This is a genomic window from Paenibacillus sp. BGI2013 (assembly GCF_002843485.1).
GTDB classification, from domain to species: Bacteria; Bacillota; Bacilli; order Paenibacillales; family Paenibacillaceae; genus Paenibacillus; species Paenibacillus amylolyticus.
This window is the reverse complement of the sequence record NZ_PJFA01000013.1, coordinates 119,846-144,128: the sequence shown is the minus strand read 5'-3', so window position 1 is coordinate 144,128 and position 24,283 is coordinate 119,846. Positions and strand designations below refer to the sequence as shown.

General features: G+C 46.1%; 25 protein-coding genes and 1 other annotated feature. Of the genes, 1 reads left to right on the top strand and 24 read right to left on the bottom strand.

What is annotated here, in order from left to right; genetic code table 11:
- Nucleotides 1–25: 25 nt before the first annotated feature.
- The 8 genes from CXK86_RS25650 to lspA form a co-directional block, all read right to left on the bottom strand.
- Entirely contained in the window at nt 26–1,330 is a 1,305-nt protein-coding gene (locus CXK86_RS25650) for a DUF6080 domain-containing protein (protein WP_101314795.1), read from the bottom strand.
- 31 nt (nt 1,331–1,361) lie between these two features.
- Nucleotides 1,362–1,682 (bottom strand): EamA family transporter, encoded by a 321-nt coding sequence (locus CXK86_RS25645; RefSeq protein ID WP_235431595.1) that lies wholly within the window; start codon nt 1,680–1,682, stop codon nt 1,362–1,364.
- A complete protein-coding gene (locus CXK86_RS25640; RefSeq protein ID WP_197997836.1) occupies nt 1,669–1,959 on the bottom strand; it encodes an EamA family transporter in 291 nt (96 codons plus the stop codon). Before CXK86_RS25640 ends, CXK86_RS25645 begins: the two co-directional genes overlap by 14 nt.
- Before the next feature lie 26 nt (nt 1,960–1,985).
- A complete protein-coding gene (locus tag CXK86_RS25635; RefSeq protein WP_036614827.1) occupies nt 1,986–2,618 on the bottom strand; it encodes an HAD-IB family hydrolase in 633 nt (210 codons plus the stop codon).
- Nucleotides 2,619–2,636: 18 nt separating this feature from the next.
- Nucleotides 2,637–3,527, bottom strand: a complete 891-nt coding sequence (locus tag CXK86_RS25630; protein ID WP_076251205.1) for a decaprenyl-phosphate phosphoribosyltransferase — start codon at nt 3,525–3,527, stop codon at nt 2,637–2,639.
- A gap of 203 nt (nt 3,528–3,730) precedes the next feature.
- Nucleotides 3,731–4,984, bottom strand: a complete 1,254-nt coding sequence (locus CXK86_RS25625) for an LL-diaminopimelate aminotransferase (RefSeq protein WP_076250778.1) — start codon at nt 4,982–4,984, stop codon at nt 3,731–3,733.
- Nucleotides 4,985–5,094: 110 nt separating this feature from the next.
- Complete coding sequence (locus tag CXK86_RS25620) at nt 5,095–6,057, bottom strand: RluA family pseudouridine synthase (RefSeq protein WP_370511419.1); 963 nt, start codon at nt 6,055–6,057, stop codon at nt 5,095–5,097.
- Nucleotides 6,050–6,544 carry a signal peptidase II gene (gene lspA / locus CXK86_RS25615; RefSeq protein WP_017687321.1) on the bottom strand — a complete coding sequence of 165 codons (495 nt, stop codon included), beginning with the start codon at nt 6,542–6,544 and terminating at the stop codon, nt 6,050–6,052. Before lspA ends, CXK86_RS25620 begins: the two co-directional genes overlap by 8 nt.
- A 221-nt stretch (nt 6,545–6,765) precedes the next feature.
- On the opposite strand from lspA, the gene CXK86_RS25610 reads away from it, so the two are divergent.
- The gene (locus CXK86_RS25610) at nt 6,766–7,503 is read left to right on the top strand and encodes a TraR/DksA C4-type zinc finger protein (RefSeq protein ID WP_076250774.1); all 738 of its coding nucleotides are present in this window, start codon (nt 6,766–6,768) and stop codon (nt 7,501–7,503) included.
- A gap of 38 nt (nt 7,504–7,541) precedes the next feature.
- Here CXK86_RS25610 and CXK86_RS25605 read toward each other — a convergent pair whose 3' ends face one another.
- The 16 genes from CXK86_RS25605 to murA form a co-directional block, all read right to left on the bottom strand.
- Complete coding sequence (locus CXK86_RS25605) at nt 7,542–7,901, bottom strand: DUF5665 domain-containing protein (RefSeq protein ID WP_017687319.1); 360 nt, start codon at nt 7,899–7,901, stop codon at nt 7,542–7,544.
- 165 nt (nt 7,902–8,066) lie between these two features.
- Complete coding sequence (gene ileS / locus CXK86_RS25600) at nt 8,067–11,165, bottom strand: isoleucine--tRNA ligase (RefSeq protein ID WP_076250772.1); 3,099 nt, start codon at nt 11,163–11,165, stop codon at nt 8,067–8,069.
- 425 nt (nt 11,166–11,590) lie between these two features.
- Nucleotides 11,591–11,883 (bottom strand) — a binding site (T-box leader).
- Between the two features lie 57 nt (nt 11,884–11,940).
- The gene (locus CXK86_RS25590; RefSeq protein WP_017687316.1) at nt 11,941–12,450 is read right to left on the bottom strand and encodes a DivIVA domain-containing protein; all 510 of its coding nucleotides are present in this window, start codon (nt 12,448–12,450) and stop codon (nt 11,941–11,943) included.
- Nucleotides 12,451–12,690: 240 nt separating this feature from the next.
- Entirely contained in the window at nt 12,691–13,473 is a 783-nt protein-coding gene (locus CXK86_RS25585) for a YlmH family RNA-binding protein (protein WP_036614847.1), read from the bottom strand.
- A 15-nt stretch (nt 13,474–13,488) separates the two neighbouring features.
- The gene (locus CXK86_RS25580; protein ID WP_036674839.1) at nt 13,489–13,758 is read right to left on the bottom strand and encodes a YggT family protein; all 270 of its coding nucleotides are present in this window, start codon (nt 13,756–13,758) and stop codon (nt 13,489–13,491) included.
- A gap of 7 nt (nt 13,759–13,765) precedes the next feature.
- The gene (locus CXK86_RS25575) at nt 13,766–14,233 is read right to left on the bottom strand and encodes a cell division protein SepF (protein WP_017687313.1); all 468 of its coding nucleotides are present in this window, start codon (nt 14,231–14,233) and stop codon (nt 13,766–13,768) included.
- A complete protein-coding gene (locus CXK86_RS25570) occupies nt 14,224–14,925 on the bottom strand; it encodes a YggS family pyridoxal phosphate-dependent enzyme (RefSeq protein ID WP_076250767.1) in 702 nt (233 codons plus the stop codon). The genes CXK86_RS25575 and CXK86_RS25570 overlap by 10 nt, the downstream gene beginning before the upstream one ends.
- A gap of 6 nt (nt 14,926–14,931) precedes the next feature.
- Complete coding sequence (gene pgeF / locus CXK86_RS25565) at nt 14,932–15,831, bottom strand: peptidoglycan editing factor PgeF (RefSeq protein ID WP_076250764.1); 900 nt, start codon at nt 15,829–15,831, stop codon at nt 14,932–14,934.
- 51 nt (nt 15,832–15,882) lie between these two features.
- On the bottom strand, nt 15,883–16,275 hold the full coding sequence (locus CXK86_RS25560) for a YlmC/YmxH family sporulation protein (RefSeq protein ID WP_017687310.1): 393 nt from the start codon (nt 16,273–16,275) through the stop codon (nt 15,883–15,885).
- 174 nt (nt 16,276–16,449) lie between these two features.
- On the bottom strand, nt 16,450–17,232 hold the full coding sequence (sigG, locus tag CXK86_RS25555; protein ID WP_017687309.1) for an RNA polymerase sporulation sigma factor SigG: 783 nt from the start codon (nt 17,230–17,232) through the stop codon (nt 16,450–16,452).
- 111 nt (nt 17,233–17,343) lie between these two features.
- Complete coding sequence (sigE, locus tag CXK86_RS25550; protein WP_017687308.1) at nt 17,344–18,066, bottom strand: RNA polymerase sporulation sigma factor SigE; 723 nt, start codon at nt 18,064–18,066, stop codon at nt 17,344–17,346.
- A gap of 11 nt (nt 18,067–18,077) precedes the next feature.
- Nucleotides 18,078–19,058 (bottom strand): sigma-E processing peptidase SpoIIGA, encoded by a 981-nt coding sequence (gene spoIIGA / locus CXK86_RS25545; RefSeq protein WP_076250761.1) that lies wholly within the window; start codon nt 19,056–19,058, stop codon nt 18,078–18,080.
- 261 nt (nt 19,059–19,319) lie between these two features.
- Complete coding sequence (ftsZ, locus tag CXK86_RS25540) at nt 19,320–20,435, bottom strand: cell division protein FtsZ (protein ID WP_017687306.1); 1,116 nt, start codon at nt 20,433–20,435, stop codon at nt 19,320–19,322.
- Between the two features lie 150 nt (nt 20,436–20,585).
- Complete coding sequence (gene ftsA / locus CXK86_RS25535) at nt 20,586–21,866, bottom strand: cell division protein FtsA (RefSeq protein WP_076250759.1); 1,281 nt, start codon at nt 21,864–21,866, stop codon at nt 20,586–20,588.
- Between the two features lie 293 nt (nt 21,867–22,159).
- Nucleotides 22,160–22,927: a cell division protein FtsQ/DivIB gene (locus tag CXK86_RS25530; RefSeq protein ID WP_036614865.1), complete on the bottom strand. Its 768-nt coding sequence runs from the start codon at nt 22,925–22,927 to the stop codon at nt 22,160–22,162.
- 58 nt (nt 22,928–22,985) lie between these two features.
- The gene (murA, locus tag CXK86_RS25525) at nt 22,986–24,269 is read right to left on the bottom strand and encodes a UDP-N-acetylglucosamine 1-carboxyvinyltransferase (RefSeq protein WP_036614867.1); all 1,284 of its coding nucleotides are present in this window, start codon (nt 24,267–24,269) and stop codon (nt 22,986–22,988) included.
- Between the last annotated feature and the right edge of the window lie 14 nt (nt 24,270–24,283).

Genomic DNA, 24,283 nt, shown 5'->3' with positions numbered 1-24,283 from the left:
ATGAATCGATACATTTACTATTTGACTATTTCACTGAGCGTTCCTGTTCCAACTGATTATAGGATTGTTTGATTGTTGTTAATGTTTCTACATGGCGATAGATGTTGTTACTTGCCGTAACGATAACACATAACATGATCAAGCCTATAACCACTTTTTTCCCCAATCCCGGACGAAGACTGATGACGAAACCTCCACCCAACAGGAAGAACGCAAACAGATAATGTCCCGCATACAGGTACATATCATATTGAAATACAGCCAGACCAAAGCCCACGACGACATGAAGCAAAAAGGCAAACAGAATATATGGCACAAGGGTCCACACTTCTCGTTCACGAATGCCCTTAATGAAGCCCATGAATGCCAGTAGTAAAATAAAGATACCTGTCATCTGCACATGGATTGGATTGGAACGGGATAGATCCGTAACAAAGGCCGCCATGCCCGGGTCCAGTAAATGCATTTTCGGTGTCAGCATTGGATTAATCGTTAACATGTTCAATGCTTTCCAGTGAACAGCGAACTGGAATGGCGTTGCATAGCTGGTTCCACCATTTTGAATGCCCAACAGCCAGTTACTAACCCAGCTGCGACCTCCAAAGGCAACGTACTGGACGCCAGTTAATACGACGATGATCAGAACCGCTAATGCCATGATACCGATGTATTTTTTCAAATTCGCCTTATTGCGCCATGCATGCATATTGAAGAATGTGGCAGCAGCAAATGGTACGATATTGGTCGAGGTTAGTCCAAAGTTAATCGATGTAAGCAATGCATTGGGTACATAACGTACGTCCTGACGCTCACGAGTATACTGCATGTAAACCACCGACAACAGAATAACGAACTGTACATAAGGATACGAATCCGGGATCAATGCAGTAAACATTAAGTAGGAACTGAAACCAAACAATAAGGCAAACAGTAGCGGTACGATGGTCGGTTTATCTTCTTTTTGACTCAGGAACAGATACGCCAGCACCACCGAACCCGCATTCACCAGCGATTGCAGGATTAGAAAGAACCAGTTGCCTCCCAGCAGTTTCGCTACAGCCGCAAGGGTGACAGCGAGAAAGGAAATCAGCGGATGGATCACTGAAGAACTGTTGTCCCCATAATACATTGAAGGATCAAAGTTGAATAAATTGATTGGAAACAGCGTTGTATTAAATGGGGTATACGCCCCAAGCACCTCTGCATTATTTTCAATGTACAGAACATACGAGCCGTTCATTAAACCATAGAACAGAGCAAATCCCGCAAACAGGTAAAAAGCTGTCCAGTTGGCTCTGCGATTATAAAATAAGTAATCTAAAAAGTTCATGCTTTCATTTCACATCCTGATTAATTAAGTTCTAAAATACCAATAAACATAGGCCACCCATAATACATGCCACACCTATCCAGCGTAAAGGGCCCACGGTCTCTTTAAATATCAGCCGAGCTATGATAAGAGTCCACACATATGTTAATGCGTTTGCAGGCAACACTACGGTTAATGGAAGAAACTTCAGCAATACAATATTCAGCAACGCACCCGTTCCGTAGAATCCAAGTCCCATGAGTACATGCAGACGATTGCGACTGGAAGCATAAGCTTTCAGTCCGGCCCCACCCAGTGCACCACACAACGTCATGACAATTAATACGGCAACCATCCAGCTATCGATCAACACTGGTTAATGTCACCCCGATTCCAAGCAACACAACTGCTGCCAGCTTCTGCACCGTAATTTCTTCTCCAAGCAAAAAATATCCATAGATTAAGGCAAATACGTAACTAGCACACATCAGAGGATAAGCAACAGAGAGTTTTTCCAGAGCAAAAGCTTTAATCATCAAAATCGCTCCAAGTCCATAACACAGAAAACCAACACCCAGGTAAATCCACTCGGTTAGTCCCCATTTCCAGAACAATTGACCCGTTGCTGTCAGAAAAGCGGAAACGAGCATCAACCATTTACCAGTATGACGCGATTTTATTTCCCCCACGTTAATGCCTCCATGTCCGGAACACGCTTGTTAATAAAGTATCGTTGACTTACAAGTTGCATGACTGGAAGGTCGGATAAGGAGTCCGAGTAGGAACATGACTGGTCATAATCAATGACCATATTCTTCTCACTCAGATAAGCTTGAATTCGGCGTACCTTCTCTTCCCCTTTGCAATTGCTGCCATCAACTCTGCATGTGTAACCATTCTCATGACGGACAAGTTCAGTTCCAATTACATGATCCACCCAGGGAAAATTATTAAAGTATTTCATATAGGCATGCGGAGATGCAGTTACTAGCAAGACATGATACCCTGCTTCTTTGCGATGTTGCATCTCTACACTGGCCTCGGCAAAAATGGACGTACGCAAGCGAGTATCAAAGAAATGTTCGAGATCTTTTTCAGACATACGCTCAATTTCTTGAAAGTAGGATCGTTTGACTTGTTCAACCGTCATGAAGCCTGCCTTGAATAACACGGTATGTAATGCAATGACAGGTAATCTCCATACCTGCCACGGGTAACGGCGAACACCGTAATGCACAAATTGAAACATGGAATCACTGCGTATGATCGTTTTATCAATATCAAAAATTGCGACTTTCGTGCTTTTCACCCTGATCCCCCTCAGCCTTTATTCAAAGATTGCAAAGATTGTAACAACACTTAGCACATACAACATAACCGTAATTAATATAGGCTTGTCCTCAAACAGCACACGATCGGGCGAACCTCCCTGGTTCTTCATGTGGATCAGATACAGGTAACGGAACATGCCGTAAATGACCAATGGAATCGTCCACATGAGATGAATGGTTCGATCTGAAGTGAATGTGAACAGGGAATAACTGATAATCGTAGCTGTCGTCACAATTGTATTGAATTGATCCAGTAACGTAATGGAGTAGTTATCCAAAACCTTACGATGTGATCCCGTATTTCCCTCAAGCAACGTGAGTTCATTTCTGCGTTTTCCAATGGCCAAAAACAACGACAACAGCATTGTACAGATCAAAAACCACGGTGTGAATGGCACATGGATCAGCACACCACCTGCAATGGCACGAAGTACAAAACCGGCTGCAATGGTCATCATATCCAGGATAACGAGATGTTTCAGCACAAATGAATACGATACATTCAACAGGAAATAGACGATACACAACACCCCGAATAGAGGGTTCATCATGAAGGCCGTTCCTACGGAAAGGATTAATAGAATAATGCCAAACAACAAAGCATGACTCGGATTCACCTGCCCAGAAGCCATAGGACGATACTTTTTCACCGGATGCTGTCGATCCCTGTCCCGGTCTACAAAGTCATTTAAAATATACACACAGCCTGCAACAAGGCTAAATAGAATAAAACCAAGCAACGTCGCAAGAATGGTTTCAGTCCGAATCTCCTCAAAAGAGAATAGTAACGCAGCAAATAACAGCAGATTTTTAGTCCACTGTTTGGGTCTTAACAATCTGATTAATCCTGACACTGTACTGCCTGTTCCTGTAGCCGGTGAGGACACCGTACTTGTTCGTGATGATAACAATTGTAATAACTCCCTTCAACAACAACTTCTGTATATAACAAATAACGTAAAGATCTAATCATATGTTGCTTGTATAATTTTGTAAAGGGAGTAAATGAAAAAAATCTAATATGGGCATAAAAAAAGAGACCGTTTCCGGTCTCTTCGTTAGTACATGATTTAACTATTGGGTGATGCGATTAAAATTCAAATTGTACGTCGCTCAGACGACGTTTGATCTCAGCAATAACACGTTTCTCTTCCTCTTCACCCTTCGCTTCAAAGGTTACAGAGAAACGAACAAAGTTACCCGCATCATCCCAAGGTACGGATGAGATCAGTTTCTCACGAATCAGGAATTGGGAGAAATCTTCGCCGGATTCGAAGCGACGTCCGCCAACCACACCTTTTGGTGCTTCTACATACAGGAAGAATGAACCTTTAGGTTTTTCAGCCTGGAAGCCCAAATCGTTCAATGCGGCAACGAGCATGTCATGACGACGGGAATATTTCTCTGCAATTTTTTCCGTAATTTCAGGGTGATTCAATCCATAAGCAGCAGCCTTTTGAATCGCGATGAACTGACCGGAGTCATTGTTGTCCTTCACGTCGCTGAATGCTTTGACTACAAGCGGGTTACCCGCTACAAATCCGATTCTCCAACCTGTCATGTTGTAAGACTTGGACAGAGAGTGCAGCTCTACGCCGACATCCTTCGCACCAGGTACCGAGAGAAAGCTGAATGGTTTTTTGCCATCATACGTCAATGCTGCATATGGAGCATCATGTACAACCACAACATTATATTTCTTAGCCCATTCAACGACTTCAGTGAAGAACTCCACCGTCGCGCTTGCGCCTGTTGGGTTGTTCGGATAGTTCAGGTAGAGCAACTTCGCACGTTTTGCGATGTCTTCCGGGATAGCCGTCAGATCAGGCAAGAAGTTGTTCTCTTTCGTCAACTGGATGTTGAACACTTCTCCACCCAGATACTTCGTATGTGTACCCATAACCGGGTAACCTGGAACGGTCATGATTGTCACATCACCTGGATTGATGAAGCATGAAGGCATCATCGCCAAAGCCGGTTTGGAACCAATGGAATGTACGATCTCAGTATCTGCATCGATACCTTCTACGTTGAATACGTTTTTCAGGTAGGAAGCAGCAGCAGCTTTGAATTCAGGAATACCATTGTCAGCATAACCACGGTTCTCAGGTCTGGAAGCTTCTTCTGCAAGTGCAGCTACAATGCCTGCATCAGCCATTTCGTCCGGTTCACCTACACCAAGGTCAATCAGTTCCACATCGGGAAAATCTTTTTTGGCCGAAGCTTTGGCACGTTTGATTTTCTCGAATTTATAAATGTTCGTGTCTTTACCATAGTTGGAGCCACCGATACGGTCGGCAAAATTAGTCTGAATGTAAGTTTCTTGGTATTTATCGATACTCATAACGTTGTTCATCTCCTCATTTGACGCAAATTTCTACACTTTAATATGAAGCATTTGCGTGATCAAAGCCATGGACAAAGTATCCGAACATTTGTACTTTCTTGGAGCTGTTAACGACTGCGTAGCGAGGCGAGCACGTCTTCCATATCTTGCGGAATCGGAGCTGAAAATTCAAGGTATTCTCCCGTTGTTGGATGCACAAATCCAAGAATGGCCGCATGAAGAGCCTGTCCTTGCATTTTGATGCCTTTATTCCGTCCATAAGTTGGATCTCCTACAAGCGGGTGACCAATAAATTTCATGTGAACCCGAATCTGGTGAGTACGTCCTGTCTCCAGTTTCAATTCCAGCAAGGTGTAATCATTAATCCGCTCTGTAACGGTAAAATGCGTAACGGCATGTTTACTGTTACGTTCTGTGACCGTATACATTTTGCGGTCATTGGTATCCCGTCCAATCGGTGCATCAATGGTACCTTGATCATGATTAAGATGACCATGAACAAGCGCAATATACCGTCTATTCACCGTATGTTCCTTCAACTGAGCAGCCAGTGATGCATGAGCACGATCGTTCTTGGCAGCCATGATCAGGCCGGATGTATCCTTATCGATACGATGCACAATACCAGGACGCAACTCCCCATTAATACCCGAGAGGTCTTTGCAGTGATGCATAAGTGCATTAACGAGGGTACCCGACGTGTGTCCTGGTGCCGGATGCACCACAAGACCACGCTGTTTGTTGATCACGATCAGGTCGCTATCTTCATATACCACTTCCAGCAGAATATCTTCGGCAATGATCTCCACAGCAGCTGGTTCTGGAATCTGTAACTCAACCAGATCCCCTTCGGATAACTTGGCATTGGCTTTGACTACAGCACCATTTACCGTAACCATTCCGTCTCCGATCCACAATTGAACTTGGGAGCGAGATACGTTATCCACGGCTTCCGTAATATATTTGTCAATTCGTTCTTTTTTATGTTCAGCGGCAACGGTCCATTCCATACGTTCATTGCCATTCATTAGTTCTTCGTCGTTAATCTGTTCCTTATTCGGATTACTCATGATGTTCATTCCCTTCAATCTTCGCGGCTGCTTTTTCGCGCCGTCCTTCAAGCAATGTCTCCACTATGATCAACCCTACACCGATGCAGATTGCCGAATCGGCGATGTTAAAAATGGGAAACGTATAACTTCCAAAATTAAGTTGTACAAAATCTACAACTTCTCCGGTCAATGCCCGGTCAAGGAAGTTGCCAATTGCTCCACCAAGCACCAAACTAAGCGCCACAGGCAGCAATTTGTGCGGGGTATCTTTTACCTTTTGCAAATACCAAATCAAGGCAACGACCACAATCAACGTAACCACGATAAAGAACCAACGCTGGTCTTGCAGAATGCCAAATGCTGCTCCTGAGTTACGATGTGATGTGATGACAAAGAAATTGCCAATGACCGGAATTTCTTCTCTGAGTTCCATCCGCGTTGCAATCAGATACTTGGTTCCCTGATCCAATAAAAATACGATAAAAGCGAGGATATAATACACCACGTTTGTTTGTCACTCCGTTCTTGTCTTTTCCAAACGATACCAGGCTTACGCCAGACTTGTTTATTGTAGCACAGCTGTTTGGAAATCGTCCACGACGCGCTACATCGCAATGCTTATGGCAAAAACGATAACATTTCCCTTCTGTAATCTTGCCCTCAATGGCACATCCTACAATAGAGTCAAAATCCGGATTTCAGCATGAAAGCAGAAAGGGGAAAATCATGTCACATTTTACTAACGAACAGCTACAATTTCTACGTTCCCAACTGATGTCCGATAAGCGCGATATTGAACATAGACTTTCGGAAAACGAGCATTATGGCCTTGGAGACTCCCTTAAACTACAGACAGGTGAATTATCACCAATTGATAACCATCCTGGTGACATAGCCACGGAGGTGTATGAACGCGAGAAAGATATTTCCCTGCTGGAACATGATGAATTCCAATTGGAACGAATCGATTCTGCACTGCACTCCATCGAAGAAGGACATTACGGTACATGTGCGGTCTGCCAGCAACCCATCCCTTATGAACGCATGGAAGCTGTCCCCTACACCAAATACTGCAAAAAACATCAACCGGAAACCGTTGTCTCTGAGAACCGTCCTGTAGAGGAAGAATTCCTCGCCCCGGCATTTGGTCGAACCAGTCTGGACGAGCGTGATGATCAAAATGGCTTCGATGGTGAAGACACTTGGCAGATTGTTGAAAGCTGGGGCACATCGAACTCACCAGCCATGGCTGAAGGACGCGATATCGACAGCTATGATGTTATGGCGATTGAAGCCACCGATGAAGTGGAAGGCTGCGTTGAAGCGTACGAAAGCTTTGTTGCCACGGACATCTATGGTCATGACGTCTCCATCGTGCGCAATCGGCAATATCGCCAGTACCTGGAGAACCGTGAGGGCGAGGGTCTGTTAGAACCGGATATGGAGACGGATGACACGTATTAATTGCATTTTGATATCATTTGCTTTTTTCGCTTAATCGCTTAGTATGTGTTCATATCAAGTTGGCGCTGGACAATGCGCACAATATCAGCGATGTAATCTCCAACAATGGGAAGATTGAGCGCCCCAAGTAGCTGCAAAACGTAAATGATCGTTGCTGCGAAAAAGGTAAACCCAATCGCAATCCCCACACCTCGTGCGGCTCCAGACAACAGGTTAAGTCCAATCAATTTCCATGGTCTGTTCAGCAATTCTGTGTATTGCGCTATTCGTGAACGTTCCAGTTCATTCGCCAGACGGTTCGTCAGGGTATGTAACTCTTCAATTTTGTCATGGGAATTGAGATTATCTGATGTTGATTGTTGTGAAGTGGATGCGGTTTGCTTGTCATGTTCGCTCATGTTTTGGTCAGTTCCTTTGATCAATATAGATTGACTGCACTATAGAATCATTGCCTTATTACCTAAAAAACAAACGAGCCCAGAACCAGGGAATATGTCCCTGCCTCTGCGGCTCGTTTGTTTATACTCTATATTCTGTCCTAATTGAATGGGACATGCTCCGAATTACGCTTCGATGTAAATACCGATCGATTTGCCTCCGGCTTCAACGCGTTCCATGGACTCATTCGAGCCAAATGTAACTTCGGTTACGAGAACATTTTCACGCAACACATCATCAAACGCCTGAATAGCTTCCTGAAGGGATGCATCCACATCCAGTGTCAAACGTACTCTTTTCTCAATCGGCAGGTCCAGACGTTTCCGGGTATCCTGCACAGCACGAACCACTTCACGGACCCAACCTTCCTGTTCCAAGGCTACCGTGATTTCGGTATTCAGCGCAACCGTCAGACCGTAACCTGATGCTGAAGCAAAACCTGATTTGGCCTGTTTATCAACCAATAATTCTTCGCTCGTTACTTGCAGCTCTTCGCCTTCCGGTGAAACGATGTTCAGTACACCTTCCGAAACCACTTTACGCGTCTCATCGGCTGACATTCCCTTGAAGAAGTTTTGCAGGAACCCTACGTTTTTACCGTATTTCTTACCTGCAACTTTCAGGTTCAGCTTCAATGTAAAGTCAACGAATTCCGCATCATTATGCTCCGTACGGATTCCTTTTACATTGATCTCTTCTTTGATGATCTCTTCATAACTTGTCAGGTCAAAGCCTTTATCCAGGGAAACGATCAATTCAGACAGCGGCTGACGTGTCTTGATGCCTGTTTCGTTACGAACGTTACGGGCAAGTTCAACCACGCGGCGAGCCGTCTCCATATCCTGTTCCAGTCCTGCATCAATCAGCGCTTCGTTAGCTACCGGATAGTCTTCCATGTGCACACTCTCACCTGTTGCAAGGTTCAAATAGATGTCTTCTGCCAGCATCGGTGTGAACGGAGCAACCAACTTCGCGGTAGTCACCAGTACCTCAGTCAATGTACGGTAAGCGTCCAGTTTATCCTCTGTCAGCCCACTTCCCCAGAACCGGTCACGGGAACGACGGATGTACCAGTTACTCAACTCATCAACAAATGCTTCAATCGCTTTGGAGGAGTTCAGATAATCGTTAACCAGCAATGCTTTTTCTACAACCAGGATCAGACTGTTCAGTCTCGACAGAATCCAGCGATCCAGCTTGTGTGCGGACAGTTGGAACGGGTGCTCCTGTGGATCAAATCCATCAATGGTAGCATAAAGCGTCAGGAATGCATGGGTGTTGACCAGCGTATCCACCATTTTGGATTTTGCTTCGCCTACGATACCTTTGGAGAAACGTTTGCTGTTCCACGGTGCACTGTCAGACAACAAAGCCCAGCGGAATGCATCTGTACCGTATTCTTCAATTACTTCCCAAGGATCGATAACGTTACCTTTGGATTTGGACATCTTCTGTCCGTTCTCGTCAAGAACGTGTCCTGTAGCCATAACCGCTTTGTAAGGCGCTTTGCCTGTCAAAAGGGTGGAAACCGCCAGCAAGCTGTAGAACCAGCCACGTGTCTGGTCAATTCCCTCACAGATCATATCAGCAGGATACTGCTGTTCGAATACTTCTTTATTTTCAAATGGATAGTGCTGCTGCGCAAACGGCATGGAGCCGCTGTCGAACCATACATCGATTACTTCCGGTGTACGTTTCATCTCATATTTGCCACAAGAGCTCATGACTTTAACGTCATCCACATATGGTTTATGCAATTCAAGATTCTCTGGCACATCACCTACCGCACGAGCACGCAATTCTGCAATGCTGTGTGGTGCAAATTGTTCGCCAGTCTCCTCACACACCCAGATGTTCAGCGGAGTTCCCCAATAACGATCACGGCTGATATTCCAATCCACCAGATCCTCAAGGAATTTCCCGAAGCGACCTTCACGAACGTGACCTGGGTACCAATCCACTTCACTGTTGTTGGCAATCAATTGGTCCTTGATGGCTGTTGTTTGGATAAACCAGCTGTCCATTGCATAGTACAGAAGCGGTGTATCACAACGCCAGCAGAACGGATAGCTGTGCTCATATTTTTCTTTGCTGAACAAACGTCCATGCTCAGACAGATATCTTACGATATCAATATCACAATCCTTCACGAAACGTCCGGCAAAGTCAGTAACCTCAGCGACAAATTTACCTTCCAAGTCCACCATGTTCACAAAGCTGATCCCATTCTCACGGCATACACGGTAGTCATCTTCACCATGGGCAGGAGCCATGTGTACGATACCCGTACCACTTGCATCCGTTACAAAGCTTGCACCCAGAATGATGTTGGCTTTCTCAGCCTGTACGTAGTTGAACGGAGGATCATACGTTTTGCCAACCAAATCGGCACCTTTCAGTGCACCAATGATCTCATACTCACCTTTGGTATCTTTCATCACTTTTTCAACCAGATTGGTTGCCATGATGTACACTTCATCACCTTGACGAACACGGGAGTAGTCCATATCCGGATTCACGGCAAGTGCGACGTGTGAAGGCAGTGTCCAAGGTGTTGTCGTCCAAGCCAGTACAAATTCTCCGCTGTCATTCAGTTTGAATTTCGCTGTAGCACTCAGATCTTTGACGTCTTTGTACCCTTGTGCAACTTCATGGGAACTCAGTGTTGTCTGACAAGAAGGACAATACGGGCTCACACGGTGACCACGATACAACAGGCCTTTCTCATGAATTGTCGCCAGGATGTTCCATACACTCTCGATGTAGTTGTTATCAAGGGTGATATACGGGTTATCCATGTCTGTCCAATATCCGATACCTTCTGTCAGATCACGCCATTGTTGCTCGTATTCGAATACGCTCGCTTTACATTCGTTAATGAATTTCTCCACGCCGTAATCTTCGATCTCCCACTTGTGGGAGATGCCAAGCTTCTTCTGTACACCCAGTTCTACAGGCAGACCATGTGTATCCCAACCTGCTTTACGAACGACACGGTAACCCTTCATCGTGTTATACCGTCCAACAAAATCCTTGATTACCCGTCCCAGTACGTGACCGATATGCGGTTTACCGTTTGCTGTAGGCGGCCCTTCATAAAATACGAAGTTTGGCTTGCCCTCACGGTTTTCGATGGATCTTTTGAATGTATTCTCCGTTTTCCATTTATCTAACACGCGTAATTCTCTGGCACGTGCCTTCTCTTTAACGTCAACTCGTTGCATGATCATTATCTTCCCTTTCTTTGGTTGGATTGTGGACCGTCCACAAAAAGCGTTTCAATCCCCCTAAATCCCCCTTGCCAAGGGGGACCCCATAGGCGCTCCGCCCTCTGGACACCCGGGATGGGTTGACGTTTGGGGAGCGCTGGCGCTTATGGACGAGGGTTAATGTGCGTGATGGCGGCCATTTTGCGGCTGTTCCCTGCGTGAACGCCGCATGGCCTTACTGCGAGGCGGGTGTTGCCGGGTGCTTCGCTTTCCCGGCGGGTGGCTCTCTCCTTGAGGTCCCTGCGGGCCTCATGGGCGTTCGCCTTAGCGAAACCCGTGTGCCGGGTGCTTCGCTTTCCCGGCGGGCGGCTCTCTCCTTGAGGTCCCTGCGGGCCTCATGGGCGTTCGCCTTTTTTGGACACAAAAAAGCCCCGTCCCTGGAAAGGGACGAGGCTATACTCGCGTTACCACCCTAATTCTGTTCATCACAAACCACATCCAGGCAAGCCTGGGTATGCTCTGTCATCAACAGCGCTTATGCCCCGCTATACTACCGCAGGGTGCCGTTATAACGTACGGCTTACGGTTCGGCTTACACACGGCAATCATAATCACCGCTTCAGCGTCACTTCTCCGGGGAGATATTCGGCTATAACTCATCCATTGGTTTGCACCAACCACCAACTCTCTGAGGGATGAGATCATAACGTACTGAACCCGTCATGGAATCACTATTCATTATGAATATAGTTATAGCCTCTTTGCAGACAAAAGTCAACCAGGCGACAGACTAATAAATTTCTTTCATCTCCCGCTCACGGTCACGCACTTCCTGCTCCCGGCTCTCCAGCACTTCCCAACCATCCTGAGTCAACAGTTCAAGCTGCGCTTCAACAAGCGTGCGGAAACGGGCACGATAAATCGAGGCCTGCTTTTTCAGTTCTTCCACTTCCAAAGCAATTTTGCGAGATTTGCCCAACGATTCGTTCACGATCCGGTCTGCATTTTTCTCTGCTTCCTTCACGATCAACTGCGCTTCTTTCTTCGCATTACCCTTCACATCATCAGCAGCTTCCTGCGCAATGATGATCGTTTTGCTAAGCGTCTCTTCAATTGTAGAAAAATGATCCAGTTTCTCCTGAACGGACAGCAACTGATTGCTCAGCTCTTTGTTCTCGCGAATGACGCCTTCGTAATCTTTGATGACTTGATCCAGGAATTCATTGACTTCATCCTCGTCATACCCGCGCAAACGTCGGGAAAATTCCTTGTTGTGTATGTCCAGCGGCGTTAATGGCATGCTGTCCACCTCCTGTTAAAGTTCCTTCCCGTCCAGAGAAGGTTTGCAGCATATGGGTACCACCCAAGGGGCCGTATCGTTGTTGCCTAACCTTGACAACGTATACGGAATGCAGGATCAGAATTGCATCCTCCAACGTTCATGTAAAGCTTTGACTTAATGTTTATCGGATACACCGCGTATTTTCTACACCTTTATGATAAACATTTCGACAAGAAAGCGGATTTTCCTGCAACAGACTCAGGCAAATTTGCCGATTTTCACTCGGCAACGCCCTTTTTTGGTCATCCCATCCTGTTCCATAACCTTGAAGCGGCCAAATCCCTGAATGGATACGACATCACCCGCTTTTAGCGATTTGGAGGGATCTTCCTCAACTTTCCAGTTCACACGGCAGCGACCAGCTTTGATCGGAGCCAGCACTTTACTGCGACTAAGCCGATACACATCTGCGCAGATTCCATCCAAACGAAGCGAAGCGACCGTAATGTCCATCGTCTCCAGTTTACTCTCTGACCATCGCATCTGATCCAAAGGAAGTAACTCTGTGAACACATGTAACCGATGCACCTGATTCAGTTGAAGCGATAAAAAAGCGCCGGTTTCCGCCGCCACCACTGTATGGCAACCGTCCTCCAGCACTTGGATATCCCCGATCTTTCCACGTTTCATCCCAAGCCCGAGCAGGGAACCCATATAGTCCCCATGCTCCAGCTCCGAGATTTTCTGATCATCAGACGTAATACTGAGCACCTGCATACCCATATCCTCATCATCCAGATACATATAATCAGGTGCAACCAGCGCACGCTTGCGTTCAGCAGCCTCGTAACCACCATCCAGACGAATCTGAACGTCGTTACGGCGATTGGCAAGAGTCTGTAATATAAAAACCTGTCTTGGATCAAGAAAGTCAGTTAGCTTCATGTCATGATACTTACCCGCCTGCTCAACCCAATCCGAAGCCTTATCTACAAAATCCCGCTCATCATGGCTAAAATGTTCGTAAATTTCACCGCTCATCTATGTCACCCTACCCTAATATGCAAAATACCGGAGTATGGAGATTAGCCCATTAAGCGCAAGTTGCAGAACGATCAGCGCCACAATCGGGGAAATATCCAGCACACCGAACAAAGGCGGTATAAATCGGCGAAACGGTCTTAAATATGGTTCCACTAATTTGCCCAGCCATTCACCGATGAAGCTTTCCCGCGCATTGGGAAGCCAAGACATCAATATGTAGACAATGACCATGTAAAAGTAAATCTGGTATAACGTGTACAACACGCTTTCAATCTGATACAAAAGTGGCTCACCTCATTCTGTTATAATCTTGCTCGCTGTCAGCCAGTATTTCCGTAATTGATCCCTGAATTTCAACCGTATCTGGCGTACAGAGAAAAATGTTTCCGCCGATTTTGGAAATACCGCCACCCAATGCATATACCGTGCCACTCAAAAAATCAATAACGCGCAGCGCTTGGTCCTGGCGAATTCGTTGCAGATTCACCACAACGGTACGATGCGAACGCAGATGGTCGGCAATTTCCTGAGCCTCGTCATAAGAACGCGGTTCATACAGGACAACTTTAACATTTTTCTGGGAATGAATGCTCACCACATTATTCCCCCTTTGGTTTCTACGTTTATCGAGACTGGAGGTTTCAGCTTCCTGATGTTCAGATTCATTTTCCTCCTGCGCAGCCATTCGTTCACGTTCCACAATCTCTTCCTCTTCCTGAAGTCCGAGGAAATTCATAAATTTATTCATTACGCCCATCGTGAACCCTCCTCTTTTCCTACGAGAATCGATCCTAGCCGTACCCAGGTTGCACCTTCTTCAATGGCCACTTCAAAATCATTGGACATCCCCATCGACAGCTCAGTCAATGGCTCTGCTGTAAGGGCTTGTCCATTCAATTGATCTCTCAGCTCACGCAATCCACGAAATATGGGACGCGTCAGCTCCGGATCTTCCTCATGAGGTGCCATGGTCATCAGGCCAACGACCTTGAGATTGTTGAACGAACGAATATCACGCAAAAAAGAACTTGCCTGTTCAGGCTGTAAGCCATACTTGCTCTCTTCACCCGAAATATTCACCTGCAAAAACGTTTCCACTTGGATGCCAAGTGAAGCTGCTTTTTTATCCAACTCCTTCGCCAATGACAAACGATCCAGTGAATGGATGTAACGAAACTTGCCAATCACGTCTTTCACCTTGTTTGTCTGCAAATGACCGATAAAGTGCCAGGTACCCTGCTGACCAAAAGCTTCCCATTTGGCCTGTGCATCCTGCCACCGGTTTTCTCCGATATGCTCAAGACCATGATCCAGCACCGATCCCGTTGTTTCAAGTGAGACATATTTCGTGACCGCAATCACATTCACATCATCACGATGACGGTTACTGCGCCGACATGCGTCCTCGATCTTCTGATTTACCTGTTGAATACGCTCCTCCAATGACACAGAGGGTCACCTCTCTTCCAGCCCAATCCAGCTCGCCATCCGCCCCGTAACACCATTTTCCTTCCGATAGGAGAAAAATAGTTCGGGATGACAACTTGTACACCATGTTGTACATTCGATATGATCCGGCATTATTCCTGCTTTCATCATAATGTGTCGATTACATTCTTTCAAGTTTAACATCGTTTTACCGTTATTCACGGCTCGATATGCTTGTTTAGAAGCAGAATCCTTGTATTTATCATTAACCGGGGAATCATCAAACCAAACCCGTACATGCTGCATGACCGCCTCATCCACTTCATAACAGCAATCCCCAATCGACGGACCGATTGCAGCTCGAATGTCCTGCCTACGGCTGCCATACTCCCGTTCCATCGTCTCCACCATGGATACAGCGATACCCGCGACTGTACCTTTCCAGCCGGCATGAGCAAGACCTACCGCCTGCTGCACAGGGTCATAGAAATAAAGCGGAACACAGTCTGCGTAGAAAGAAGTCAGCAGCACACCAGGCACATTCGTGACCAATCCATCCGTATCCTGCAACGCAGATTGACGATCAAGTAATCCTCTGCTCCGATCTTCAGCGGTAATTACAGCTACATGTTTGCCATGCACCTGCTCTCCACAGGTCCATGCTTCTGCTGCAAAACCAAGCTTCTCGGTTACAAGCCTACGGTTGTTAAGTACAACTTCAGGGTCATCCCCCACATGATAAGCACAATTGAGCGTAGCATACGGAACTTTTCCAACTCCACCATGCCTCGTCGTAAACCCGACTGACAGCTGTTCAAATTGCTGTGTCCAGGGCTCAACATATAATAATAACGGATCAGGACCGAAATCTGAATTTGGGTTCTTGGTCCGTTCAAGTAATTCTTTATCCAATACAAAGGGTTCCATTATCTCACCTCACCACTTCCAGTGTACCAAATGAGCCACATTCTGTCTCATTTATATCGTTCGACGCTGATTACGTTCTGACCGTTCAATGCGTTCCACTCGCTCTGTGCGGTTATGCTGCTGTTCATCATACAGGCGCGCTTCGCGATCACGCTCGTCATACGTATTTTCCTTCACCTCATCCATCTTCACCAGTATCACATCTGAACCAATCTTCACAATGTTTCTCCAGGGAATCACCAGGTCCGTTCCCCCGCCAAAAAGACCCATAAAACGGCTGTACCCTGGCACAACAATCGCTTCAATTCGTCCCTGCTTCAGATCCAGCTCCAAATCACTGATCTGACCGAGGCGTTTACCATCCGTAATGTTAATGACATCCTTTGTCTGAAAGTCCGAGATTTTCATGCCTCGTGCCGCTACTTCGCTCGTATTTACTTTCATTCATTTCCGCCCCCTGTTATTCCTCTTCTGCCCGTTCTTCACGCTTCTATACAATATATGTTTCGGGGGCGAAAAATGTCCTGTTTTTCATCAAATGTGGAAACGGTCCAAAACAAAAAGACGACCAACGGTATACACTGCCCCGATTGATCGTCCTTCTGCCTTTGCATCGTGTTATGACTTTACATGTTTTTGCATCTGCTGTATCGCTGATTTCTCCAGACGTGATACCTGAGCCTGGGAAATGCCAATTTCATCAGCCACTTCCATCTGGGTTTTCCCTTCGAAAAACCGCATTGACAGAATCATTTTTTCCCGCTGACCAAGACGATGCATCGCTTCACGAAGTGCAATTTCCTCGATCCATGACACATCTTTGTTTCTGTCATCGCTGATCTGATCCATAACATAGATCGGATCTCCACCATCATGATAAATCGGTTCGAAGAGCGAGACCGGGTCCTGAATGGCGTCCAATGCAAAAACAACATCTTCCTTCGGCACATTCAGTACTTCCGCAATTTCGAATATCGTCGGTTCCCGGGAATTTTTATTCGTCAGGCTGTCACGGACCTGAAGTGCTTTGTAAGCAATGTCCCTCAAGGAGCGAGATACCCGAATTGGGTTATTATCACGCAGGTATCGACGGATTTCACCGATAATCATCGGCACCGCGTAGGTTGAAAATTTGACATTCTGGGATAAATCAAAATTATCAATGGCTTTCATCAGGCCGATGCAACCAACCTGGAATAGATCATCGACAAACTCCCCCCGATTGTTAAAACGCTGAATGACACTGAGTACCAGACGCAGGTTGCCATTCACTAATTTCTCTCTTGCTGAGCGATCATGGTGTTGCTGAAGGGAATGAAACAATTCCCGCATTTCAGTGTTGGTGAGGACAGGCAATTTTGCGGTGTCCACGCCACAAATCTCGACTTTGTTTCGGGTCATCGTGATTTACCTCCCAAGGAGAAACATTAATGTACATTATCTCCGGGGCAGGCTTTTTTATTCGTACTTGGCACCCTTGCCAGTAATACCCATTCTGACCAATGATGTATTTCAGACCATTTTATTAAACTCCTTGCGGAGTCTTTTAATGATTCTTTTTTCGAGTCGAGAGATGTAGGATTGGGAGATTCCGAGAAGATCGGCTACATCTTTTTGTGTCTTTTCTTCCCCATCCGTCAGGCCAAAACGAAGCTCCATAATCATTCGCTCGCGCTCCGTTAATTTTTCCAGTGCCTTGTGCAAAAGTTTCCGGTCTACCTGCTCTTCAATATTCCGATAGATTGTATCGTTTTCTGTACCCAATACATCGGATAATAATAGTTCATTTCCATCCCAATCAATGTTGAGCGGTTCATCAAAAGAAACTTCAGTTCGGATCTTACTATTACGTCTCAGGTACATTAAAATTTCATTTTCGATACAACGTGAAGCATAGGTTGCCAGTTTGATTTTCTTTTCCGGGTCAAATGTATTAACTGCCTTGATCAATCCGATCGCTCCAATGGAGACCAAATCCTCAATATTGATTCCTGTGTTTTCAAATTTTCGTGCAATGTACACCACCAGACGCAGGTTGCGCTCAATAAGCATCGCGCGAATGGCCGAGTCTCCCGAGGATAATTTTTGCAGCAAAAATTCTTCCTCTTCCCTTGTCAAAGGCGGCGGAAGTGCCTCACTCCCCCCAATATAATAGATCTCTTCACTTTTGAGTCCCAACAAAAATAACAGACGGTAATATTGCAGCTGCGCCACCAGTTTCCATTTCACAAGCATGTACGTTCCTCCTATACCACATTCAGCGGCTTTTCTGTTGCTCCCGCAGAGAGAGCCGTAGACTGCGCAGAAGCAGCGTCTTGCACAAGTTCAGGATGAATCACGGCCTGGTATTTCCCATCCGACGACAAAACACCTCCATCCAGCCCAATAAGTACCCTTGTCGTCTCATAACATGTTTCCTCCATCGTCACCTTCACCCGGTCCGGCTTCATTGCCAGCATAAACGCAGTCCCTTTGTTAATGCCCCGATAAGGCACCAGCCGCAGTCGATCCTGCCACTGAAAACTTTCCTGATCAAGCTCCAGAATAAGGTTGTCCGGCGCCTCGTCCTTGAGTCTACCCTTCCATGAAGCGGGTAACATGTCTTGCCATAACGAAACCTCCATTACCATGACCGGCATGCGCGATAAGGGATCTGTGAGTTGATTGCCCGTATCCAGAAGGCCTGTACAAGAAATGACTACCTCATCGATGCAGACCTCAACTTTACCCAAATAGGTCGTCATGCGATCCGTTTTCCGTTTTGAGCTCTGCACAGCTTTGAATAAAAACAGGACAGCAAAAAATACGATAAACGTGAACCAGAAAGCAATTTTCAGATCAAATGACATACCGCCAGAAGCCGTGAACCAAATGCCGTTAAACAACTCACCGGAGCTCTGAAGCATGTAATGCACACCCATAATACCTCCGGCAGCGACAAAATTAATCACATAGAAGGTACCGAGCGTCCTCGCAAAAGCCTGCAGACCTTTAAAACCAAAAGCAATCGTAAGCATGACCAGCGAGAACCCGAACTTGATCAGAAAGGTGAACATAAAATCAAACTCCGGTACAAACATCATGACCACGTATAATGCACCCACAATGGCTGACAGCAACCATCGCCACCAAACCAGCTTTGTCTTGCGCATCCAGGCGGTCATTCCGATGAGTGCACCGTCAATACACAGGTTTGTCAAAAAAATCAGATCCACATAAACAACCAAAGTCTTCACCTGCCTGCGCGCAACATATCGAAATACCGGTACCCGATATCCTGATATTCATGAGCATATTCACAAGTATACGGAGCCCCCTGTTCAAAGTCTGTCTAATCATGGGGGTGTGGTTCCAACTTTTTTTGTCGGAATTGCTCAGGCCCTTTGTTCAGAATTTGTTCATTACTGTATGCTATGATATCTAAATAAACAGAAAAAACCCGGTCGCTCCATAAGGAGTACCGGGTTTCCAATAAATTGATTTGCGTATTAATCGTTGTTATTATTGCGTGAACGATTGCGTAAAAATGTCGGAATGTCCAGCTGATCATTGCTCGGCTGATTTCCGAAAGGACGCAGGTTCGGCGAACGCGTATCCGTCGTCTCCGCTGTTGCTGGAGCTGGCTTACGTCCTGGTGGTGGTGGAGCAGGTTTATCTTCAAAACCGGTTGCAATAACCGTAACCTTAATCTCCTCTTTCAGGTCTTCGTCAATGATGGCACCAAAGATCATATTCACTTCCGGGTCGGAAGCAGACGTTACGATCTCTGCCGCTTCATTCACTTCATACAGGGACAGATTAACGCCACCCGTAATATTCATGATTACGCCGCGAGCACCTTCAATAGAAGTTTCAAGCAAAGGACTCATAATGGCTTTCCGTGCTGCTTCTGCGGCACGATTCTCACCAGTTGATTCACCAATCCCCATAAGGGCTGAACCACGTTCGTGCATAATCGTTTTGACGTCAGCAAAGTCAAGGTTGATCAGACCAGGTACAGCGATCAAATCAGAGATACCTTGTACCGCTTGACGAAGTACGTTATCCGCTTGACGGAATGCTTCAAGCATAGGAGTCTTTTTGTCTACGATTTCGAGCAAACGATCATTAGGAATCACGATCAGTGTGTCGACTTTTTCCTTGAGAGCTTCAATACCTTGCTCTGCATGGCTGGAACGCTTGCGTCCTTCAAATGTAAATGGACGAGTTACGACACCAACGGTAAGTGCACCACACTCTTTAGCGATTTCGGCAATAACCGGAGCCGCACCTGTACCTGTACCACCGCCCATACCAGCTGTAACAAATACCATGTCTGCACCTTTCAACGTGTTCATGATCAGATCGCGGGACTCTTCCGCTGCTTTTTTACCTACATCCGGGTTGGCGCCAGCACCAAGACCACGAGTCAATTTATCACCGATTTGCAATTTATGCTCGGATTTTGCCAGGTGTAACGCCTGAGCATCCGTATTCACCGTAATAAATTCAACACCTTGTACACCATTTTCAATCATACGGTTGACTGCATTGCTTCCGCCGCCGCCTACACCGATGACTTTAATTTGAGCCAAGCTCTCCATCTCGAAATCAAATTCCAACATATTATTCCATCTCCCCCTCAATGTGCATGGATGGCCCGTCCAATTTTTGATTTGAACCGAATCAATTTCATATATCGACGAACGAAAGCGTTTATTTTAGTACCGGCGCATTCAGACGGCTTCAAGAATGTATGAAATGGATCCAACCTGTTATATAAATTCGCTGAACATATTCTTCAGCCGCTCGAACAGACCGGGTTTTTGCTCCGATTCCTGTGCCGCATTTGGCTTCGGACGGTTGGTCGGTTTCTTGTTGTTATTATTGTTGTTATTTCCACCGCCGTTATTGATCGAGGGACGAATGCGCAAACTGCGAATTACACTGTGCAATATGCCGACTCCGCTTGTAAACCCGGGGTCACGCACACCAATATAATCCGGAACTGCAACTCGTACCGAAGCAGCAAGCTCATGCTGAGCGACCTGCAGAACCCCCGGCATAGAGACCGTACCTCCCGTTAGTATATAACCTCCAGGAAGCTCGTTGTAACCAAGACGTTTCACTTCTTGGGATATCATCTGGAATATTTCTTGAACCCTAGGTTCAATAATTGCTGCCAGATCCTCCTGTGAAAACTCCTTGTCTACATTACTGCCAATTCGGGTGACTTTGAACATCACATCCGCAGCAGCATCATCCAACCAGGCGCAGCCATATTTCAGTTTCACTTTCTCTGCCTGATCCGTTAACGTGCGTAAGCCATAGGCGATATCATTTGTTACGAATTCCCCACCTATAGGCAACGTTGATGTTGCAACAAGACTGTCTTCTTCAAAAATGGCGATGGTTGTTGCACCTGCTCCAATATCAACAAGCACTGAACCCATCGTTTTTTCATCTTTGGACAAAGCCAGTTGACCCGCTCCAAGCGACATGAGAACCAGATCGCTTACTTTCAGACCCGCTTTTTCCACGCAGCGCAAAAGATTATGTATCGCGGTTTTTGCACCCGTTATGATCGTTGCTTCAACTTCCAGACGAACACCAATCATACCACGGGGGTCCTGTATGCCCTCCAAGCCATCCACAACATATTGCTTGGCGACAACATCAATAATTTCCCGTTCCGGCGGAACTGCAATGACTTCGGCTGCTTTCAACACCCGTTCCATGTCTTCTTCTCCGATTTCACGATCCTCGTTAGACACAGCCACGACGCCGTGACTGCTCATCAGTCCGATATGATTTCCCGAGATTCCAACATACACTTCGGATATTTGAATACCTACCATACGTTCTGCATGATCCACTGCGTTGCGAATCGACTGCACCGTCTGATCGATATCTACGATTACACCTTTGCGAATTCCCTCCGAGTCGGCAGATCCAACTCCTATAATATTAAAGGTTCCATTATTCATTTCCCCAATAATAGCGCGAATTTTGGATGTACCGATGTCCAAACTAACAATGATGTCATTGTTGCTCAAGTCTGTGGCACCTCCTGACTCCAATAGTAAATTACGTTCGAATTTAAACACTCTTAAAACATATTCAACACACTTCAGGCTTTCCCTCTTTTTTCTACAATGTTTTTGGGTGTCAAAATCTGGTTGCCAGACATAAAACATTGAAGAAAAAAGAAGGAGGCAACTCATGTGCCATAAGTTCAAGTGTATCATTTTTTCTTCATCTCAGAAAGAACAAGTTTCATTGCTCTGACGGGGTCAAACCCCGACCTGCCTAGGCTTTCATATTCAGTCCAGCCTCATGATGGCAAAGATCAGGGGCTTGCTCCTGGTTCAGCATCATCTTCCGGGTCATCCGGGATGAAAGGGACATAGGTATCTGCCTCAAGCATGGTGATTTTCCCAGGCCGCTCGGTCTCAATCACCTGATTCAGATACTCCACTTTATCCGATAAAAGAGAGACGGTTGTAATCACTTCAAACTGCGATTTGGTATACATCCGAATCTGATCCGGAAATGAAGGCGTTGGATTCGGAATAATTTCCGAAATATCCGTCGTTAATTCATTCGGAATTTTAGCCAGTGTCTGGCTCAGCTTGGCTTTAAGTGGATCATCAGCCTTCCATTGGGTCAATATGGGCTTCTCCACAGCAACACCAATTGTTGCCGGAACCGTCAAGCTTGTCCCACTGGCTAATATCGCTTTTAGCGTACCGTCAGAACCAAGCTCATAAGCAACCGTGGCATATTCCTGAACCTTGATATGGATAATCCCCGGAAACTTTTTGTCCACGGTAACGGTGGAAATCGCCTTGATGGTCTTGAGACGCTCAATAACCTCGGCAGTACTTGTCCCAAAAAATTGTTCGCCTTCTTTCAGTCCGCTTTTCTCCAGCAGTTCTGAAGTTGCTGTATATACATTACCCGTAATTTCAATTGCCGAAATCCGACTCATGGAAGAACGAAAGAATAATACAGCCAGCAATACAATAAATAATAATAAGAGAATAATTACAATTTTGCGGCTTGTGTTTCCTTTTGGCCGATTCTTCTTCAGAACCGGAATTTGACTTTTAGGCATAAGTAGCGCTCCACAAAGCCTCAGGTCCCCTCCCTTCAAGAAGGGGACGCCAAGGACGTTAATTGGCAAAATCCAACTGTTTCGAAACGGGTGACTGTCGCTCAACCGATGCTCCAAGACTTTGGAATAACTTCTCGATCTGATCGTAGCCCCGGTCAATATGATGCACTTGCTCCACAACCGTTTTGCCTTGAGCAGCCAGACCAGCAATGACCAGAGCTGCACCTGCACGAAGATCGGTTGCTTCTACTGTAGCCCCGTACAGACGGGGAACACCACGGATAAATGCTGCGTTCAGATCGACTGAAATATCAGCCCCCATCACATTCAGTTCATCCACATGTTTGAACCGGCCCTCGAATACCGTTTCCTTCATCACACTGAATCCGTCTGCCAGACTGAGCAGCACCATGATTTGCGATTGCAAATCTGTCGGAAACGAAGGATACGGAGAAGTCACAATACGGTCTACTGATTTGGGACGGCTCATACAGCTCACCGTCATTATATCATTGCAGACTGTGATTTGAACACCAGTGCGCTTCAATACATGTATAAGTGAAGTAAGATGAGCAGGATTGCAGTGTGTAAGCGTAACATTGCCTCGTGTTGCTGCTGCTGCAATCATCACGGTTCCGGCAACGATTCGATCCGGTATAATCTCATAGGAACAAGGTTTCAGTTTCTCAACGCCATTGATCGTGATTGTGTCCGTTCCTGCACCAATAATGCTTGCACCCATAGCATTCAAAAAGTGTTGCAGGTCCTGGATTTCAGGTTCTCTTGCGGCGTTGCAGATGGTTGTCGTCCCTTTAGCCATAACGGCTGCCATCATGATATTCTCGGTCGCTCCCACACTTGGGAAATCCAAATGAATATCTGTACCCACCAGATTGTGCCCATGACAGATAATCTGTTGGTCCTGCTCTTCAATCAAAGCTCCGAGCGCTTCCAGGCCCCGGAGGTGAAGATCAATTTTGCGTTCTCCAATGGCACAGCCTCCTGGCTGATACACTGACACTTGCCCAAACTTAGCCAGCAATGGTCCCATCAAAAAAATGGAAGAGCGCATCTGCTTCATTAGATCTTCTGGCACATCATATGACCGGATAGACGAGGTATTAATCGTCACTGTTCCCTGTTCATGCCGACACGTGCATCCAAGCCGTTCCAGGATATACAGCATCACTTCAATGTCCAGCAAGTGTGGAACGTTATGCAGTGTAACTTCTCCATCTGCCAACAAACTTGCGGCCATAATCGGTAAAGCGGCATTTTTTGCTCCATGGATGCGTATGGATCCTGAGAGGGGTTTCCCGCCTTCAATCACCAATTTGTCCAATGTATCACCTCCGG